This window comes from Epilithonimonas sp. JDS, from assembly GCF_021261315.1.
Taxonomy (GTDB): Bacteria; Bacteroidota; Bacteroidia; order Flavobacteriales; family Weeksellaceae; genus Epilithonimonas.
The window spans coordinates 982,174-1,001,154 of the sequence record NZ_JAJSAX010000001.1; the positions used below are offsets into that span (position 1 = coordinate 982,174).

At 38.8% G+C, this 18,981-nt stretch carries 20 protein-coding genes and 3 tRNA genes; 10 read left to right on the plus strand and 13 right to left on the minus strand.

The window, feature by feature from the left end:
- Positions 1-48 precede the first annotated feature (48 nt).
- Positions 49-480, minus strand: a complete 432-nt coding sequence (locus LUD75_RS04635; RefSeq protein ID WP_232704502.1) for an RNase adapter RapZ — start codon at positions 478-480, stop codon at positions 49-51.
- A 149-nt stretch (positions 481-629) separates the two neighbouring features.
- On the opposite strand from LUD75_RS04635, the gene LUD75_RS04640 reads away from it, so the two are divergent.
- From LUD75_RS04640 to LUD75_RS04660, 5 genes are all read left to right on the plus strand, one after another.
- Positions 630-1,793, plus strand: coding sequence for an NTF2-like N-terminal transpeptidase domain-containing protein (locus LUD75_RS04640; RefSeq protein WP_232704503.1), 1,164 nt, complete (start codon positions 630-632; stop codon positions 1,791-1,793).
- A 9-nt stretch (positions 1,794-1,802) separates the two neighbouring features.
- Positions 1,803-2,339 (plus strand): adenine phosphoribosyltransferase, encoded by a 537-nt coding sequence (locus LUD75_RS04645; protein WP_063968823.1) that lies wholly within the window; start codon positions 1,803-1,805, stop codon positions 2,337-2,339.
- Between the two features lie 77 nt (positions 2,340-2,416).
- Positions 2,417-3,121 (plus strand): tetratricopeptide repeat protein, encoded by a 705-nt coding sequence (locus tag LUD75_RS04650; RefSeq protein WP_232704504.1) that lies wholly within the window; start codon positions 2,417-2,419, stop codon positions 3,119-3,121.
- A gap of 13 nt (positions 3,122-3,134) precedes the next feature.
- Positions 3,135-3,620, plus strand: coding sequence for a 6,7-dimethyl-8-ribityllumazine synthase (gene ribH / locus LUD75_RS04655; RefSeq protein ID WP_063968825.1), 486 nt, complete (start codon positions 3,135-3,137; stop codon positions 3,618-3,620).
- Positions 3,621-3,826: 206 nt separating this feature from the next.
- Positions 3,827-4,672 (plus strand): neutral zinc metallopeptidase, encoded by an 846-nt coding sequence (locus LUD75_RS04660; RefSeq protein WP_232704505.1) that lies wholly within the window; start codon positions 3,827-3,829, stop codon positions 4,670-4,672.
- Between the two features lie 127 nt (positions 4,673-4,799).
- On the opposite strand, the gene LUD75_RS04665 is transcribed toward LUD75_RS04660, so the two are convergent.
- The 3 genes from LUD75_RS04665 to LUD75_RS04675 all read right to left on the minus strand — a co-directional run bounded on the left by LUD75_RS04665 (position 4,800) and on the right by LUD75_RS04675 (position 5,085).
- A tRNA-Leu gene (locus LUD75_RS04665) sits at positions 4,800-4,883 on the minus strand.
- 5 nt (positions 4,884-4,888) lie between these two features.
- A tRNA-Gly gene (locus LUD75_RS04670) sits at positions 4,889-4,964 on the minus strand.
- A 39-nt stretch (positions 4,965-5,003) separates the two neighbouring features.
- Positions 5,004-5,085 (minus strand) — tRNA-Leu (locus tag LUD75_RS04675).
- A gap of 168 nt (positions 5,086-5,253) precedes the next feature.
- On the opposite strand from LUD75_RS04675, the gene LUD75_RS04680 reads away from it, so the two are divergent.
- The 5 genes from LUD75_RS04680 (at position 5,254) to LUD75_RS04700 (ending at position 9,788) form a co-directional block, all read left to right on the plus strand.
- Positions 5,254-5,634 carry a DUF3127 domain-containing protein gene (locus tag LUD75_RS04680; RefSeq protein ID WP_034973137.1) on the plus strand — a complete coding sequence of 127 codons (381 nt, stop codon included), beginning with the start codon at positions 5,254-5,256 and terminating at the stop codon, positions 5,632-5,634.
- Positions 5,635-5,721: 87 nt separating this feature from the next.
- Positions 5,722-6,525 carry an N-formylglutamate amidohydrolase gene (locus tag LUD75_RS04685; protein WP_232704506.1) on the plus strand — a complete coding sequence of 268 codons (804 nt, stop codon included), beginning with the start codon at positions 5,722-5,724 and terminating at the stop codon, positions 6,523-6,525.
- A gap of 261 nt (positions 6,526-6,786) precedes the next feature.
- Positions 6,787-8,151, plus strand: coding sequence for a formimidoylglutamate deiminase (hutF, locus tag LUD75_RS04690; protein WP_232704507.1), 1,365 nt, complete (start codon positions 6,787-6,789; stop codon positions 8,149-8,151).
- Positions 8,152-8,262: 111 nt separating this feature from the next.
- Positions 8,263-8,910, plus strand: coding sequence for a leucyl/phenylalanyl-tRNA--protein transferase (gene aat / locus LUD75_RS04695; RefSeq protein ID WP_232704508.1), 648 nt, complete (start codon positions 8,263-8,265; stop codon positions 8,908-8,910).
- Positions 8,907-9,788 (plus strand): DMT family transporter, encoded by an 882-nt coding sequence (locus LUD75_RS04700; RefSeq protein ID WP_232704509.1) that lies wholly within the window; start codon positions 8,907-8,909, stop codon positions 9,786-9,788. The genes aat and LUD75_RS04700 overlap by 4 nt, the downstream gene beginning before the upstream one ends.
- 184 nt (positions 9,789-9,972) lie before the next feature.
- Here LUD75_RS04700 and LUD75_RS04705 read toward each other — a convergent pair whose 3' ends face one another.
- From LUD75_RS04705 to LUD75_RS04745, 9 genes are all read right to left on the minus strand, one after another.
- A complete protein-coding gene (locus LUD75_RS04705) occupies positions 9,973-11,343 on the minus strand; it encodes a tetratricopeptide repeat protein (protein ID WP_232704510.1) in 1,371 nt (456 codons plus the stop codon).
- Positions 11,344-11,504: 161 nt separating this feature from the next.
- A complete protein-coding gene (locus LUD75_RS04710) occupies positions 11,505-12,185 on the minus strand; it encodes a hypothetical protein (RefSeq protein ID WP_232704511.1) in 681 nt (226 codons plus the stop codon).
- Positions 12,178-13,047, minus strand: coding sequence for a dTDP-4-dehydrorhamnose reductase (gene rfbD, locus LUD75_RS04715; protein WP_232704512.1), 870 nt, complete (start codon positions 13,045-13,047; stop codon positions 12,178-12,180). Before rfbD ends, LUD75_RS04710 begins: the two co-directional genes overlap by 8 nt.
- 1 nt (position 13,048) lies before the next feature.
- A complete protein-coding gene (locus LUD75_RS04720) occupies positions 13,049-13,528 on the minus strand; it encodes an acyl-CoA thioesterase (RefSeq protein WP_232704513.1) in 480 nt (159 codons plus the stop codon).
- Between the two features lie 69 nt (positions 13,529-13,597).
- Positions 13,598-14,098 carry an OmpH family outer membrane protein gene (locus LUD75_RS04725; protein ID WP_232704514.1) on the minus strand — a complete coding sequence of 167 codons (501 nt, stop codon included), beginning with the start codon at positions 14,096-14,098 and terminating at the stop codon, positions 13,598-13,600.
- Between the two features lie 34 nt (positions 14,099-14,132).
- A complete protein-coding gene (locus tag LUD75_RS04730; protein WP_232704515.1) occupies positions 14,133-14,762 on the minus strand; it encodes an OmpH family outer membrane protein in 630 nt (209 codons plus the stop codon).
- A 22-nt stretch (positions 14,763-14,784) separates the two neighbouring features.
- A complete protein-coding gene (gene bamA / locus LUD75_RS04735; protein ID WP_232704516.1) occupies positions 14,785-17,319 on the minus strand; it encodes an outer membrane protein assembly factor BamA in 2,535 nt (844 codons plus the stop codon).
- Positions 17,320-17,351: 32 nt separating this feature from the next.
- Positions 17,352-18,098: an isoprenyl transferase gene (locus LUD75_RS04740; protein WP_232704517.1), complete on the minus strand. Its 747-nt coding sequence runs from the start codon at positions 18,096-18,098 to the stop codon at positions 17,352-17,354.
- A gap of 7 nt (positions 18,099-18,105) precedes the next feature.
- Complete coding sequence (locus tag LUD75_RS04745) at positions 18,106-18,900, minus strand: DUF6089 family protein (protein ID WP_232704518.1); 795 nt, start codon at positions 18,898-18,900, stop codon at positions 18,106-18,108.
- Between the last annotated feature and the right edge of the window lie 81 nt (positions 18,901-18,981).

Genomic DNA, 18,981 nt, shown 5'->3' on the forward strand with positions numbered 1-18,981 from the left:
ATAACAATTTGATAAATGATTGAATAATTGGAAATAAAAAATCAATTATCAATTATCGCTTATCGATGATAAATTAAGGTGTAATTGTTCGTCGTGATGCACTGAAACTTCCGCCTCAGGATATTTTTCTTTAATAAACTGAGCCGTTTTGATTGCTGAATAAACCGAACGATGTTGTCCGCCAGTGCAACCAAAATTGATTTGCAGATGCTCAAAATTTCGGCTTAAATAATTCTCAATGCTGATTGATATTAATGATTGGATTGACTTCAAGAAATTCGGCATTTCAGTTTTCGTTTCCAGAAATTCCTGAACACCAATGTCATTTCCTGTTTGTATTTTGTATTCCTCAATTCTTCCCGGATTCAAAATTCCTCGGCAATCGAAGACGAAACCGCCGCCGTTTTCGGTGTTATCTTTTGGGATGCCGCCTTTTTTATAAGAAAAACTATGAATCTCTATATGGAGTTTGTTCTGCATTAAATCTAATTTTTCCGTAAAGTTACTTTTTTTAATTTTCTTTCAAAAATCTGAGTATTCTGAATTTAAAATTTAATTTTGCATATTAATTGATGTAAGGACGGAAAAATCAAACTAATTTCTTACTTTTAAAAATAAATCACAATAAAATGAAATTCATAAAATACTGTCTATTAATAAGTTTAATGATTTTCACAATCAGCTGCAAGAAAACAAGTGTAGATGGCACCAACCGGATGAGCTTTCAGGAAAGTATCAACGATATGGCTTCCAGCTTACCGACTTTGAAACAGGTGAAATTCAATGAAGCGCTTTATATCCTGAAAACCTTTGGGGTAGAAGCTGATGGTGACATTGCAGAAATCGAGGCATTGGGAAAACTTCTAAATGGTAAGAAAACACCAGAAATTTTCAAAATGGCCGATGAAGTGGCTCAAAAAAATAATATCACTTGGAGCAGTACAGCGCCACCAAGTCTTGGAGAAATGAATATCTTTGGGAATGTCACCGCATCCGAGAAAGACCCGAACGACATCGACGCAGCATCTTTGAACGTTGTGGTTAGAAATATCGCCGGCGACAGTTTGACAGGTTCAAAAGGCTTAATCATTATTCCTCAATTACTTGACAACAATGGTAGAAAAGTAGAATTTGAAGGCGCAGCTTTGGAAACTATTATGGAAATTTCCAGCGGCGGAACTAAAATCTCAACGTCTAAAAACCTAATGCAAGACCCAGCATTCCGAGGTTTCACGATTAAATACTCATCACTTCCGAGAGAAAAAATCTTCGAAGATAAAATCGATATCAAACTATCTGTAAAAACGACCAAGAAGCTTTTACAGATGATAAAAATGGGTGTTCCAGTCAATGGTCAGGCACTTTACACACCGCCTGCTCCGGTTGTCTCTGATTCGATTCAGGCTCCGCCACCGCAGGTTGACCCTCAAACCGGAGAAACCGTGGTTCCACCGCCAGCGCCTGTGAAAAATACAGCTGACCCAAAAGCCACAGTGACCAAGTTTTTGAATAACCTTTCCACTCAGAACTTCAAAGCTGCTTTTGATGCTGCGGATAATCCAAATTGGGGTTCTTATGACAAATTCTCAAATCCAAATTCAGGTTTCGGTTCTGTGAAGAATATCAATGTGAAAAATATCGCAGTTCCTTATAACAAAGACAATTCAGCCAATGTGAACGTGACCTACGACGTGACGGACAAAAACGGAAAAGTATCCTCTCTTAATGTCACTTACGGTTTGAAAGCGGTCAACAACACCTGGAAAATCACCACCTACAAAATCAACAATTAAAAATAAATAATGGCGTCAGCAGAACTCATCCACAAACTAGAACAAACCATAGAAAACATCCCAGATTTCCCAATTCCGGGAATCCAATTCAAAGATATCTGTCCCATTTTCCTTCAGCCAAAACTATATGAAGAAGTGATTGCAGACCTTGCAGAGTTCAGCCGTGGAAAAATTGACGTCGTTTGCGGAATCGAAAGCCGCGGTTATCTTTTCGGAATTGCAATCGCTGTCGCTCTGGATGTTCCTTTTGTACTAATCAGAAAAGCAGGAAAATTGCCGCCGCCATTCATCAGTGAAAAATACGACCTCGAATATGGCTCAGCAGAAATCGAGATGAAAACCGGACACTTAAAAGAAGGTCAACGCGTTCTAATTCACGACGACCTTTTGGCAACCGGCGGAACAACAGAAGCTGCCGCGAAATTAGTAGCAAAGCAAGGTGCAATCCCGACACAATTCAGTTTTTTGATTGATTTAAAAGATCTGAATGGCGAAGAGAGATTGTCAAAATTTGGGGCAGAAGTCTATTCTATCCTCAATTATTAAAGAATTTTCGTACTAAAAAAGAATTTTTGCAAATCAAAACTAAAACATTAAATTTGCACTTCATTTACTAAAAAATTATGGCAGATCTACATAACAAAAAAAACGAACAAGAAGGAAAAGAAACTGTTGAATTCTTCAAAGATCTTGATAAGGAAGCACTTAACATCGAAGGCTTTTTGGAAAAAAATGCTAGAACATTAAGCATTGGTTTCGGTATTTTGATCGTTGCAGTTTTAGGCTGGTTCGGTTATCAGCAGTTCATTCTTGGTCCAAAAAACGAAGAAGCTACAAAAAGCTACCTTTCTGCTCAGAAGAATTTGGCAGAAGGAAAGGAAGACCTGGCTCTTGGTGGAAAATCTGTTGCAAACCCAGGATTCTTGGGAACGTTTGACCAATACGGAAGTACAAAAGCTGGTAAATTGGCAGCTTACAACGCTGGATTGATCGAGTTCAAAAAAGGAAACTATCAAAAAGCTTACGATTTATTGGACAAATTCAGTTCTGGGAACAAAGTTTTGGTGGCGCTTAAATATGGTGCGATGGCAGACTGTCTTTCTAACCTGAACAAAAGCGACGATGCGCTGGCAATGGCAGACAAAGCTTCTTCTGCTTCAGACGATGCTTACACTTCTTACTATTTCACAAAGAAAGCAGGAATGTTGGCTTTGGCACTTAAGAAAAACGCAGATGCTAAAAAATATTTCGCGGCGATCGACGAGAAATATCAGGATTATGACAACGGTCAATCCGATGCATTTATCGAAATGACAAAATATTATTAAAATATAAAAAAATATGGCTACTGTAAATCTTTCAGATTACAAACCGCTCAACATTTCCAATGCCGATGAATATTCAATCGGCATTGTTGTTTCTGAGTGGAACGACTTCATCACCTACAACCTTCGAAACGGTGCGCTTGACACTTTAAAAGCCGAAGGAATCAAGGAAGAAAACATTCAAATCTATTACGTTCCCGGCGCATTCGAATTGAGTTTTGCAACGATGAAACTTTGTCGTTCCGGCAAATTTGCAGCAGTGATTGCGATTGGAAACGTTATCCGTGGAGAAACGCCACACTTCGAATTCGTCTGTTCCGGTGTGACACAAGGCATCAAAGACTGTAATATTTTGACCGACACACCAGCTATTTTCTGCGTATTGACAGACGACAACAAAGAACAATCCATCGCAAGAAGCGGCGGAAGTCTTGGCAACAAAGGAGTCGAAGCAGCAGTTACGGCATTAAAAATGATAGACTTCAACAACAAATCAAATTAAAATTTCCTGATTGTAGATTTTTAGTAGCCGGGAACCTGCTGTCCACTGTATCTTTTTTGTTTTTATCACGTTTGTCATTTCAAATTATTGAGTTGTCAAAAAAACAAAAAAGGATGCCGTTCCCATCAGGGCTATTGATAAATCTCGTTCCAAAAAAAATTCATTAATATCAAAAAGAAATTATTAATTTTAATAAAAATAAAAACATGAAATGGACAAACGATAGAAGTGACAACGTAGACGACAGAAGAGGCTCCGGCGGCGGTGGCGGAATGCTGGTTGGCGGCGGACTGGGAACAATCATCGTAGCTGCGATTGTTTTCTTCCTTGGTGGCGATCCATCGGCAATCCTTAATAACAGCGGTTCCCAACAACAAACCGAACAAAGAGACCTCACCAAAGAAGAACTCAACATCCGCGAATTTGTGCAGATGCTGACCAAAGAAAACGAACAAACCTGGGACAAAGTCTTTCAGGAAAACGGAATCCAATTTCAGCCTGCCAAAGTGGTTCTCTTCGAAAATGGGACACAATCCGGTTGCGGACCTGCACAGTCCGAAATGGGACCATTCTATTGCCCGGCAGACCAAACCATCTATATGGATATGAGTTTCTTCAATGAACTTCAACAGAAATTTGGAGCAAAGGTTGGAGAATTCACGGTCGCCTATGTTCTCGGTCACGAATATGGACATCACATTCAAACCTTATTGGGAACCACTCAAAAAGTCAATCAACTAAGAGGAAGATATTCTGAATCTGAAATGAACAAGGTTTCAGTAGCTACAGAATTACAAGCTGATTTCTACGCTGGACTTTGGGCAAAACAAACGGACAATCGTGAAAAGTTCTTAGAACCAGGCGACATTCAGGAAGCGATGAGCGCAGCCGCAGCAGTTGGCGATGATAACATCCAGAAAAGAGGACAAGGCTACGTGAATCAGGAAAGCTTCACACACGGTTCTTCCGCACAGAGAGAAGAATGGTTTATGAAAGGTTATAATACCGGCGACATCAGACAAGGTGATACTTTCAATGCGCTTTTGAGATAAGATTTAAAGAAATATTCTAAAAAAAATAACAGGCAAATGATTGTCTGTTATTTTTTTATCTACTTCTGAAAAATTTTGGATATAAAACAAAAAACACTGAAAATCAACAGATTAACAGTGTTTTCAGTACCCCAGACGGGACTTGAACCCGTACGTCCTTACGGACACAGGATTTTAAGTCCTGCGTGTCTACCAGTTCCACCACCAGGGCAACGGTGGAGCGAAAAACGGGACTCGAACCCGCGACCCCGACCTTGGCAAGGTCGTGCTCTACCAGCTGAGCTATTTTCGCATAAAAAAAATTCCTAATTGCTTAGAAATTTTTTCATTGTGCGGATGAAGGGACTCGAACCCCCACGCGGTGAAGCACCAGATCCTAAGTCTGGCATGGCTACCAATTACATCACATCCGCATTATTATTAAGAACTTCTTTTCTTTCGTTTTGGTGAGTGCAAATATAGAACCTTTTCACATTACCTCCAAAATTATTTCAATATTTTTTTAAAGTTTTTTGACCTGCTGTTTTTTGAATAACATCAATACTTTTATTACCTTTACAGACTTAAAACATTTACGAGACATGGAATTAACAGGAACAATCAAGAAGATTTCTGATTTACAAACATTTGCAAGCGGATTTCAAAAAAAAGAACTCGTTCTTTTGACTGAAGAACAGTATCCACAACCAATTAATATCGAATTTACCCAAGATAAAGTTGATTTGCTGAACGCATACAAAGTTGGAGATAGCGTAAAAGTTCATATCAATATCAGAGGAAGAGAGTGGACAAGTCCTCAAGGTGAAGTAAAGTACTTTAACTCTATCGTAGGATGGAGAATGGAAAAAGGCGGTGCTTCCGATTTCAACGAGCCTACTCAAGCAACTCCAAGTCAAGGTCAACCAGCTGCTGAGAACAAGAACGTTTTCGCAGAGGACGAAGATGACGATTTGCCATTCTAAGATTTTTAGAATCAATCTATAATAAATCCCTGCATTTTTGATAAAAGATGCAGGGATTCTTTTTATATTTCAACTTTGAAATCGTCTATGGAAATCCTTAAAATCATCGAACCCAAAACTTCAAAAGTTCCCATCATCATTAGCGTTCCTCACGCAGGCACTTTCATTCCGGAAGATATCAAGTCTAAGATGAATCCTGAATTGTCTGATAAGTTGGACGACACAGACTGGTTCATCGATAAGCTTTATGGTTTTGCAACTGACTTGGGAATTACAATTATCATAGCCAATTATAGCAGATGGGTTGTCGATTTAAATAGAAATCCAGAAAACAAACCGCTTTACAATGATGGACGAGTGATTACGGATGTTGTGACGGTGACGGATTTTAATGGAAATCAGATTTATAAAGATAATTACATTCCGGATTCTGAAGAAGTTTCCAGACGCGTTGAATTGTATCACAAACCTTACCACGAGAAATTGGATGAACTTTTACAACAAACAAAAGCTGAATTTGGGAAAGTTTTGTTGTTTGATGCACATTCGATAAGGAAATCTGTTCCTGGAATTCGTTCTGAGGATTTTCCGGATTTGATTTTGGGTGATAATGATGAAACGTCTGCAAGTTCTAAATTGATTAAAACTACAACTGATTCTTTGCAAAATAAAGGTTACGATTTTTCTCACAATCATCCTTTTAAAGGTGGTTACATCACAAGAAGTTTTGGAAAACCTGAAGAAAATATTCACGCTTTGCAACTGGAAATGTGCAAGACGAATTATATGGATGGTTCGGAAATGAATTATGATGAGACTAATGTGGAGAGAATTCAAGTGGTTTTGAAAGATATGTTTTTGAAACTGATTGAAGCAATTGATAAAGTTTAAATTCCCGCCGATTTAGCAAATTTTGCAGATTTGAACAGGATTGAAAACAGACCTTCTTTTTATCTTGAAGTTTGTTTTACACTGAAAACTGCAGCCCGACTTGAACGGAAATCCTTTTTTGCGTGGTCTTGCGTTCTACTGAACTGGAAAAATTCTGCAAAAAAGATTGGGAGTGGAAGGCGGAAAAGCTGCCCAAATAATAAAAAATGGCTTCGAGAGCCTCAGCCTGACAAATTAAATACAAATACTATTATTTATAAAATGTACACATTCAAAGGATTACTGACCGAAAACGGATGGATGGAAAATGCTTTTGTAAAGCTGGACCACGCCGGAAATATCTCCGAATTGAAAACCGTGGAAACATCCGAAGGCGAATATGTTGACGGCTATGTTTTGCCTGGATTTCAGAATGCGCATTCACACGCTTTTCAGTATGCGATGTGCGGTTTGGCAGAATATTTTGAAGGCTCGGAAGTTCCCGATGATTTCTGGAGCTGGCGCGATGCGATGTACAGAATTGCGTTGTCGCTTTCGCCGGAGCAAATGGAAGATGTGGCTGCGATGTTGTACGCAGAAATGTTGCGAAATGGTTATACATCGGTGGCAGAGTTCCAGTATGTGCATCACGATAAAGACGGAAAAGTTTATCAAAATCTCTCCGAAATGGGGGAAAGATTGGTTGCTGCCGCGAAAAGAGTTGGAATTAGAATCACCTTGATTCCGATGTTTTATCAAAAAGGGAATTTCGGGACGGAACCTTACGATTTGCAAAGGCGTTTTATCTCTAAAAATATTGAAGATTATTATCAATTGCTGGAAGCTTCGAAGCAGTCGATAAAGTTTTATGATAAAGCTAATCTGGCGGTTGGTTCGCATTCTTTGAGAGCGGTTCAGAAAGAGGATTTGATTGAGTCTTCTTTGCTTGCGAAAGATTATCCGTTTCATATTCACATTGCGGAACAGTTGAAGGAAATCAAAGATTCTGTGGATTTTTACGGAAAAAGACCGGCGGAATGGCTTTTGGAAAACTGTGCCGTGGATGAAAATTTCAATTTGATTCATTGTACACACCTAGAAGATAATGAGGTTGAAGGCATTGCGAAATCTGGTGCGAACATCGTGCTTTGCCCATCAACAGAAGGGAATTTGGGTGATGGAAGATTCCGATTCAAAGATTATCAGAAGTTTGGTGGGAATTGGTCGATTGGAACAGACAGTCAGATTTGTGTGAATTCTTTGGAAGATTTGCGGATTCTGGATTACGGACAACGGATTTACACGCACAGACGCGATACTTTTTTCCAGCCAAATCTTGGTGACAGCGGCTTCAATGCTTTGAAGACGGCTTGGAAATCCGGACGGAAATCGATGGCTTTTGAGAATGAGAACTTCTTCAAGGTCGGACAAAGTTTTGATGCGGTTGTGATTGATGCGAAAGCGCCTTTGATTGCGACTTCTTCTCTTAAAAATCTTTGTAATACGATTGTTTATTCGTCTGATTCTTCGCATCTTTTGGGAACTATCGTCGCTGGAAAATGGGTGGTAAGAAATGGAAAACACGAGCATTATGAAGATGTGCGACAAGGTTTTGTTAAATCCATTAATGAAATTAAAATCCGATAAATTTAGCTCTCGCAGATTTTGCAAATTGAGCAAATTGAGCAAATTAAGTTTAAAAAATCTGCTAAATCTGCCAAATATGCGAGAAATAAAATTAAAATATACTCTAAAAAAATGTTTCGCTTAGACCCAGAAGATATTTCCTTTCCAGACCCGGAACTTTATGACCCAGATGGCGGACTAATGGCGATTGGTGGCGATTTGAAACCGGAAAGACTTTGGTTCGCTTATCAATTGGGGCTTTTTCCTTGGTACAACAAGGGCGAAGAAATCCTTTGGTGGTGTCCGGACCCGAGATTTGTTTTGCTCCCGAATGAAATCAAAATCTCAAAATCGATGAAGAAAATCTTGCGAGATGACGTTTTTCAATTTACGGAAAACCAGTGTTTTGAGGATGTGATGAGGAATTGCAAAATGGCGGAACGAAAAGACCAGGATGGAACGTGGATTAACGAAGAACTGATAGAATCGTTTGTGAAACTTCATCAATTCGGGAAAGCGAAAAGTTTTGAAGTTTGGCAGAATGGCGAATTGGTTGGTGGTTTCTATGGCATTCAGGTCGGGAATGTGTTTTGCGGTGAAAGTATGTTTGCTAAGGTTTCTAACGCCTCCAAAGCTGGATTTATCCATTTCACAACCAAATATCAAAATGAATGGGAACTCATTGATTGTCAAATCCATTCTGAACATTTGGAAAGTCTGGGCGCGAAAATGATTCCTAAAATCGATTATTTAAAAATCTTAAAACAACAAATCTCTTGACAGCAGAAAAACAAAAATGGGTTCTCCTGATTGCATTATCCTTAATTTGGGGCTCATCTTTTATATTGATAAAAAAATCACTGGAACACTTCAATCCCTATGAAGTCGGTGCTTTGCGGGTTTTGATTTCCGGAATGGTTCTGATGCCTTATGCTATTGCGAAAATAAAACTGTTTCCAAAACGACATTTGAAATGGCTCATCATTGCAGCATTCACTGGAAGTTTCATTCCAATGTTTCTTTTCCCGATGGCGGAAACTGAAATCAGCAGCAGTATTGCCGGAATTATCAATTCTATGATGCCGATATTTGTTATTATTGTGGGTTCTTTGGTTTGGAAATTCTCGACGACCAAACGGCAATTACTGGGTGTTCTGATAAGTTTTGTCGGTGCTTGTATCTTGGCTTTGGGAAGTGGCGAAAGTGGTGAAATCAAAATCTATCCGATTCTGTTATTGATTCTTGCGGTCCTGCTCTATGCGATTTGTACCACCACTATCAAGTCAAAACTGCACGAAGTTCCGGCGATTCTAATGTCGGCTTATGTCTTTTCATTTGTCTTGTTCCTGCCATCATTGATTGCTTTGATTTTTGCAGGCTTTTTCAAAGATTTGACGTTGAATCAAAGTACGTTGGAAGGATTGGGTTTTGTGGCGATATTATCGATTTTCGGGACGGGATTGGCGATGATGATGAATTATAAATTACTGAGCATTTCGACGCCTTTATTTGCTTCAACGGTAACTTTGTTGATGCCGATTGTCGCCATCATCTGGGGGATTTTGGATGGTGAGAAATTGACGACGCAGCAATCTGTTGGAGCTTTGGTCATTTTGGCCGGGTTGATATTTTTGAGGAGTAAGCCGAAGGTGGTTTGATGAGATTCCTACGGAATGACATTATCGTGTTTTTAATCTTGAATGTTTGATTTGATGACAAGAACCATAGCCCTGATTGCAACGGCATCCTTTTGTGATGAGGAACGAAGAGCAAAAGATATAGTGGAAAGCAGGTTCCCGGCTACTAAAAGCGAAAAAGCCCAGACGAATCTGAGCTTTTGGTTTATTTCTTTTTGGCCTTTATTTTTTTGACCTGTTCTTTGATGAACGGATATTTCAGCTGCATATCTTTGCTTAGTGTGGAATCGAGTTCCAACGCTTTTTCGAGCATTGCAATACCTTCTGATTCGCTTTTCAAATGCAAGTAGCAATTGCTGAGCTGATAATATAGTTCCGCTCGTGGATGGGCTTTCAGGGCTCTTTCCAAAATGGTGATTGCTTCTTCATATTCGCCAAGCAACATCAAAACTTCTGAGTACGCGTACCAGTTGTAAAATCTGGTCGGCTCGGATTCTATCAGTTTTTTAAGGCAGATTAAACTCTCTTCGTAATCACCGCTGGTGATGTAAAGGAAGGCCAAACGCTTTTGATACTCGACATTTCCTTCGCTAAGATTAGCTGCTTCCTGAGCGAAATACAATGATTCTTTTATATTGCCCAACTCTTCGTAGATGAAGGATTGCTCCATCATCGCCAGGTAGAACTGCGGGTCTTCTCTCAAAGATTTTTGGAAGGACGTCAATGCAGGAACCAACTTCTTGGCTTCTTTGTGGCACAATCCAATCTTGTAGAATGTAAAGGCTTTGGTATATTCCAAATCGAGCATTTCCTCGTAAACGGCAATCGCTTTGTCCCACTCTCCCATCGCTTCATAGCAAGCTGCTTTGTTGGCGTAAACACCGACAGCCTGGGAATTGATAGCTAATAGATAATCGAAACCGTTGATGGCTTCTTCGTAATTCTTCTTGTTGAAATGGAATTGTCCATACTCGTACCAAGCGGTTTCCGAAAAAGAAAACTTGTCAAGGTACTGATTCAGGAAATCCAAAGCTTCCTGGGAACGGTTCAGTTTGCTGTAACAAACCATCACATTTTCCAAAGAATAATCGTCATACGGGTCGTGCTCCAAAGCTGAAGTGTAATGTTTCAGCGCGTTGAAAGGGTCATCCAGATTGACATATTCGTCGGCGATGAAGTTGTGAAGGAAATTCTCTTCCTCTTCCAATTGCAAAGCTTTCTGGCAGTATTCGATTGATTTTTTCGGGTTTCCAAGATTTGAGTAATATTTTGCGCAACAAACCAAAAAGTCTGTATCTTCCAAAGATGACTGATGCAATTCATCAATCAGTTCTTTAGCTTTCGTGTAACGCTCCAGTTCCAGAAAGACCTCCAATTGCTTGGTTTTGATTTCTAGGGAATTGGGATGTATTTTCAGAGCGTGGTTTACAGCCATTTCTGCGTAGCTATAATCTCCCAGCTCCAGATAATAGATGATTATTTCTATATACTCTTCGGTATCGAAATAGAATTCATCATTATTCTCTATCATTTCTTCGAACTTTTTAGCAAGTTCGTTTTCAAAAAATTCTTCCAATATATTTGATTTAGATTCGAGATTCAGCTCCGCTCAGATTGGTTTTATCCGATGTGAGATTTGTAAATCAATTACAATTGCCCGGTCTAAAATCTTCATTTAATAAAGTTACTCAATTTTATTCTGAAAATAAGCTATGTAACTCTGACAACTTATTAACATTAATCCTTTTTCTGTTCTGAGTAGATTGTAGTCAAAAACATACCAAACGACTTTTCCAATCCGGTAATATCGCCCGATTTGAGGTTCACACCGCCGTAAAGGCCGTCGTTGCTACGAATCTTGAAATTGGTCAAAGAAAGGTACAAAGATGGCTGTCCGGATTTTGCTGACAATTTTACCGTTGAACCGAGTAATTTCCTGGTGGAGACTGACATAACTTCATTCCCGTTCAAATCCAGTCTGATGAAACTCCTTGGTTCCAGCTCTGTGGTTTTGTTGTTGATATTGATTTTCTGCTTCTTTTCTGAAGAGGAAACCAAGTAGGCCACGTTCTCTTCTGCAGGAATATCATCGATTTTTGTGTAATACAAATTCAGAATATAATAAGCCGGATTGAATTTTTGAATCGTTCCGTCGATATTCTCAATTGGTTTCAGACTGAATGAATTGGCACCAACTTGTTTTGCTTTTTTATAAATATCTCCGAAAATCTCCACGTCATTGTCTGAATAGGAATTCACTAGGATTTCGCCCAAGAATTCTGATTTCGAAGGCTCATTGATCTTATAAAAAAACTTGTCCTTGTTGTCATTCGTCTTCTCTACTTTATTCAAAGTAACTATCTGAAGATAAAAGAACTGACAACAAAAAATACTTATTAAAAATAATAATTTACGCATTCGTTATTTTTAGGATTTCTACACAATCCTGAAGGCTGTTTTCCCAATGTTTTGGTTCGATGTTGTAATCTTTCTCGATTTTGTCCAAAGACATTGTGCTTCTTTTTGGGCGTTTTGCCGGTGTCGGAAATTCCTCGGTTGTGATTGATTTTAATACAACGTTGGAATCTGAAAATTCTTTTATTTTATTCGCAAAATCAAACCAAGTCGTTTCCGGATAGTTGGAGAAATGGTAGATTCCGAATTTTTTGTTTTCAGCTTGGATGATATCCATAATTGCTTCTGCCAAATCATTCGCATTGGTTGGCTGGCCGTGTTGGTCACCTACGATTCCCAATTCGTCTTTCACATTGAACAAATGCAACATTGTCTTCACAAAGTTTTTGTTGAATTCTGAATACAACCAAGATGTTCTAAGAATCACGGTTTCAGGATTGTTTTCCAAAGCCAATTCTTCACCTTTACGTTTTGAAGCCCCGTAAACACCAATTGGATTTGTGAAATCATCTTCGGAATAGCTCAAATTGGTCTCGCCATCGAAAACGTAATCTGTAGAAACGTGAATCAAAACAGCGTTGTGTTCCTTTGAAACTTCGGCCAAATTACCAACTCCTATTGCGTTTACAGCAAAAGCTTTTTCTTCCTCTTTCTCCGCCAAATCTACAGCCGTGTAAGCAGAAGCGTTGATAACAAAGTCAGGTTGATATTCTTCAAACTCTTTTTCAATCTGCGCTTTATCTGTAATATTAAGTGCATCCGATCCCGTAAAATTGAAATCGAATATATCGTGGTATTTTGGTGCTAACTTTTGTAGGCAATGTCCTAATTGGCCGTTTCCGCCAACAACTAAGATTCTTTTCATATTATTTGGTTTTATTTTGAGCTCTAAAGTGAGCCACTCTCTCTTTGAATGTTTTATGGTCAATCTCAACTAGAAAATGGGCGAACTTTTCCAAAGTTTCATCCGGCATTTTCTCGGCTCTTCTGGTTTTCATATTGAAGTAGATGACCGTCAGCCAAAAAACAGCGTTTACACGGCCATTTTCGTCTTTCATCAGCAATTCTACAACCGCAGTGATATCATCCACAAAAACGGTCTTGCTGGTGATGTCAACAGTCGAATTGTATCTGACTTCTTTCAGGTAAGCAATTTCGTTTTGTATCGTGACCCAAGTGCACCCAGTTTCCCTTGTGTATTGCTCGTAGGTGAAGCCGTAGTTTTGTTCCACGTGGTCTTCTCTAGCATTGAGCATATACTCCAGATATTTAACATTATTCAAATGCCCGATCGGATCGCAATCAGCAAAACGAATCTTTACCGTGGATGAAAATTCTTTGTTCATAAAATCACTATTCCTAAAAAACCGCCCCGAAAAATTCGAGACGGTTTTAATTATTATTTTGTCTTAGAATTAAAGACCTAATTCTTTCTTAACAGCTGGTGTTGCATCTGTACCTGCCTTGTAAACTAAAGCCGGGCTAGAAGCATCGAATACGAATTCGTAACCTGCAGCTTTTGAAACTTTTGCAATAGCTGCATTGATTTTTTTCTCAATCGGATCTAAACCTGCATCTCTCTTCTCAGCGATATCTTTTTGAGCAGCAGCATAAAGTTGCTGAAGGTTGTCCTGAAGTTTTTGAACTTCCTGGCTTCTTTGCTCGTTGATAGCCTGAGTTTGTTTAGGCGCTTCATCCTGATATTTTTTCATCAAGTCCTGAAGAGATTTACCTTGTTTTTCTAATTCACCTTGTTTTGAAGTCTGCAAAGTTTGTAGTTGAGCATCAAGCGCCTTCATTTCCGGCAGTGATGTAAAGATCGAAGTGATATCAACAGAAGCTATTTTTTGAGCTTGTGCAAATCCAGTTGCAAAAACCATTACAACGGCTACTAATAATACATTTAATTTGTTCATTTTAAAAAGTTATGTTTATAATTTATATTTAATTTTATTTACTTGATTCTGCAGTTTTTGCTTTCCTCTGCATTGCACCTTTTACTTTTGGTGCTGTTCTTCCACCTTCGTTAACACCCGGTCTGGTATTACTTTTAGTTTCTTCTGTCTTAGGAAGCGTCTTACCCAAGAGATTTAAAACAGCCTCTGTATAGTCATATTTTTTATCTAAGAAAATGACACTGATGTTGTTGCTTTTATCAAGAACTATGCCCAGATTATTCTTTGTAGATACTGTTTTGATCGCATTCCAGATCTGATCCTGAAAAGGTTTTGTAAGGTTTGATCTGAGTTGATTGACCTCACCATTTGTTCCAAATCTTGCTCCAATCGTGTTGCGGATACTGGTTTCCATATCTACCACTTCCTTTTCTCTCAGCTTCAGCTGATCTCCTACAAGAAGTACTTTTTCATTTTCAAAGGCTTCTCTCTTTCTCTCATATTCCGCCTGCAGTCTTTGAAGATCTGACTGCCATTGGGTCACCTGCGTATTAAGCCTGTTCTCTGCTTCTTTGTACTGAGGCAGTTTGCTCAAAACGTAATTTGTATCAACAACGCCGATCTTCTGTGAATAGATCAGTGTGCCGGTGAAAAGGATTGTTACAATTAAAGCTATTTTTTTCATCGTGTAAAAATAAAAAATTATTTTATAATGGTTGATTCATCAAGAAGTGCTGCTGCCATCCTGAAGGATCTGTGCTGCCTAAAGTTTTATCAAATCCGTAAGCGAAGTCAAACCCGATCAATCCGAATGCTGACATCGATACTCTGATACCAAGACCCGCTGATCTTTTCAGTTTGAATGGATTATAAGTTCCGAAGCTGTTCCAAGCATTACCTGCTTCTACAAATGTCAAAACGAAAATCTTTGCCGTTTGGTTCATAGAAATCGGATATCTAAGTTCTGCTGCAAATCTGTTGTAGATGGTTGCTCCACCGTAAGGCGTGATGTCATAAGTTGAGGATGAACTGAAACCTGTAGAAGAAGCATTTTCATATCCTCTCAAAGGTACTAATTCTCTACCATCATATCTACCATTAAACAATCCAACACCTCCTACATAATATCTTTCAAATGGTGGTGGGCCTAGTTCTTTGCTGTATCCATTAAGATAACCCATTTCCCCTGTTGTTCTCAGAACTAATTTTCCGATCACTTCATTATAGAAATCTGCTTTCAACTTCACTTTGTAGAATTCCATCCATTTGTACTTTTCTAATGTACTCATTGTAGAATAATCTTTGTTACTAAACCAAGAATATGGCGGTGTAAATTTCAAAGACGCTTCCAGATTGGAACCATAAGTTGGAAACACGGGATCTAATCCGGCAGAGTTTCTGCTCAATCCAATATTAAAACTGAATGATTTCGTATTTCCGTTATATTCTACCTGATCTCCGAAGTTGAACGGATAATTGCTGAATTTATAGCTCTGAAACTGAACCCCTGTGTAAAGAGAGAAATAATCATCCGGCCATTTAAGCATTCTTGTCAAACCTGCATTTGCAGAGAAAATATCCATTTTCTGATCTCCGGTTGATAGTGAATAATTCACATTTGAATAATTTAATCCAACACTAAGGGAAGTTGGTCTGGTTCCGAAAACCCAAGGTTCTACAAACGAGATTCCGTAATTGGTAAAATACTGCCCTGCCTGCGCCTGAAGAGACAATGTCTGCCCATCACCCTGAGGAACCGGTTTAAAATCTTTGAACTTCAAAAAGTTTTTCAAAGAAAAGTTGTTGAAGGTCAAACCTAATGTTCCAATGAAAGACCCACCACCGTAACCGGCTTGCAACTGAACCTGAGAAGATCCTTTCTCCACAAGCGTCCAGTGCATATTTACCGTATTGTCCTGAGGATTTGGTTTCACATCTGTACCGATTTGCTGAGGATCAAAAAACTGCATCCCTGCCAATTCAAAGTAGGTTCTCTTGATGTCTGTTTTAGCAAACAAAGCGCCCGGTTTTGTACGAAGAGCTCTCAGGATCACGTGGTCATGAGTCGTTGTATTTCCAGACCAGGTTACACGATTCCAAGTAGCTTTTTCACCTTCGTTGATTCTGATTTCCAGATTGATAGAATCTCCTTTCACAGATTTTTCTATCGGCGTTACGTTTGAGAAAAGGAATCCATTGTTCATATAAATGGATTTGATATCAGAATCATCTTCCTTACCACCATCATCTCCAACTTTTTTGTTGAATCCTACTGCATCATAGATATCTCCGGTTTTATAACCTAAAATTCTCTGCAAAAATTCCGTAGTAAAAGTCGTATTACCGATGAAATTGATATCGCCGATGTAATACTTTTTACCTTCATTAAGTTTGATATTGATGTTATAACCTTTCTTATTTCTGGTTACAGAATCTGAAACGATTGTCGCATCACGGAAACCTAATGAATTATAATAACTGATCAGGTTTTTCTTGTCCTCATCATATTTGTCCTGAACAAATTTTGACGGTTTCAAAATCCCCAAAAGGAATCTCTTCTGTTTGGTATCTTTGAAACCTTTGTTTCTCAGTTTTCTGTCTGTAACGCTTGTATTTCCGTCAAATTCGATTTTATCGATTTTAACTTTTTTGCCTTTTGCTACTTCTATTGTCCAGTCTACCAGATTGGCATCTCCACCGTTAGCTTTTTCGACGATATTAATCTTGGCATCGGCAAATCCTTTTGCTATATATTCCTGAGGAATTTTGTTTTGCAGACTGGAAACCAAATTATTATTGATTTTAGTTCCCGGTTTCAGATTGTTGTCCTTGATGAGTTTTTCATTTTTGGACTTTCCGATACCTTTACCTGTAAATTTGACTTCTCCAAGTTCTTTCAGGTCTTGTAAGGAAAATTGCAGGACCACATTCTGGCCTTCAACGTCCTGGATATAAACCTCGACTTTAGAAAAAGACTGTGTTTCCCAAAGTTTCTTGATAGCATTGCTGACTCTCTGCCCGGGAATTTCTAACTTCTCTCCTTTCACCAAGCCTGTGAAACGCAAAATCTGAGCTGGCGTGTATCTTTTGACACCGTCTACCACGATATCTTTTAGAACGTACTCTTGGTTTTGGTTTGCTGCAAGTTCTGTGTTTTCTGCATTGTTACCCTGTGGAACAACCTGTGCGTGGAAATACGCCGAAGCTGTAAACAAAATAATGGGTATAAATCTTAATCTCATTCTTATTGAAGTTCTCTTTTCTAAATATAGTTTTATGAAAGCAGCTGCTCGCTGGTTTTTCCGTATCTTCTTTCCTTATTTTGATAATCTAAGATGCACTGGAAAAATGTATCTTTTGTAAAATCCGGCCAAAGCACATCCAAAAACTGCAGCTCTGCGTAGGCAATCTGCCAAAGCAGGAAGTTGCTGATTCGGACTTCGCCGCTGGTTCTGATCATCAGATCTACTTGCGGAAAATCTTTGGTGTACAGATGATTTTCAAAGCATTTTTCATCAATCTCATCCACATTCAGGTTTCCGTCTTTTACTTCCTGGCTGATTTCTTTTACAGCTTTCAGGATTTCTTTTTGGGAACCGTAGTTCAGTGCAAGGATCAGATTTCCGTTTTTATTGTTTTTAGTAAGGTCAATTACATTTAATAATTGATCTCTGACCAACTCTGGTAACTGGCTCACATCTCCTATGACGTGCATTCTCAGTCCTTTGGAAAATATCTCTTCGGCCTCCAGCAATAATGTTTCTGATAAAAGATTCATTAATGTATCCACTTCCTCTTTTGGTCTGTTCCAGTTTTCTGAGGAAAAGGTGTAGAGTGTAAGGTACGGAATATGAACTTCGTTACAGGCATTGATGACATTACGAACCGCATTGATAGCATTCCTGTGTCCGAAGGTTCTTTCTTCGCCTCTGGATTTTGCCCATCTGCCGTTTCCATCCATAATCACAGCGACGTGCTGAGGGAGTTTATCTTTGTTTATAAGTGTTTTTAGATCCTGCATAGTTACATTATTTACAATAGCAAGGCGGTCTTCCAAAAGAGTAAGACAAAATTAATGTTGCAGAATTGATCCAATCTTTTGAATTTGGATTTCCAATAGTTCTTTGGTTGATAAAATCCTGAACTACTACTGCAGTACCTTCATCACTTAGTGCTGATTTCACTTTGATATCTTCCTCTTTCAGCATGCTGTAATCCACCTGATCTGAGAATGTCGGGCGGAAAGTAAATTCGCCGGACAATGCCCAGTTGTAATTAAATTTATATTTGAGTCCAACTCCAAAAGGAATAGCCATCGTAAATGCTTTTTCCTGTGTGTAGCTCACCTGCACATTAGAAGCAGAAACAATATTAAGCTGTGGTTTCGCAGCATTCATATACAATCCGGATACACCTCCAAAAATATAAGGGCTGATCATACTCTTCTGCTCATCATTCACAGGTAAAAAATTGTACTCGAAAAGCAAATCTGCGGAGAATACCGAATTGGTACCTCGCAATTGTCTCATTCTTCTGTAATTTTCATTGGCATATCGGTCATCAAACTGTATGTTGCTGTAACCTAAGTTAAGCCTCATAGATTGATAAGGATTAAAATTCATCCTGTAAAGAATCCCGCCGTAAAATGGCAATCCGTAATCCGAAATGCTTCCGATTGGTTTCTGGAGCACATAATTGGTGCGGCCGATATCTCCTACAAGGTTGCTCATACCCATCTGCACCCCAATCTCATGTCTTTGCGCATTGGCAAAGCTGAGAAAACAAAACAGGGCGATAAAGGAATAAGCGAGTTCTTTCTTCATTTTCAATATACTGAAACGTCTATTAGTCAAAAATTTGGTGCAAATATAAAACATTTTTAGTTTAAGGAACTTCTTAATGAT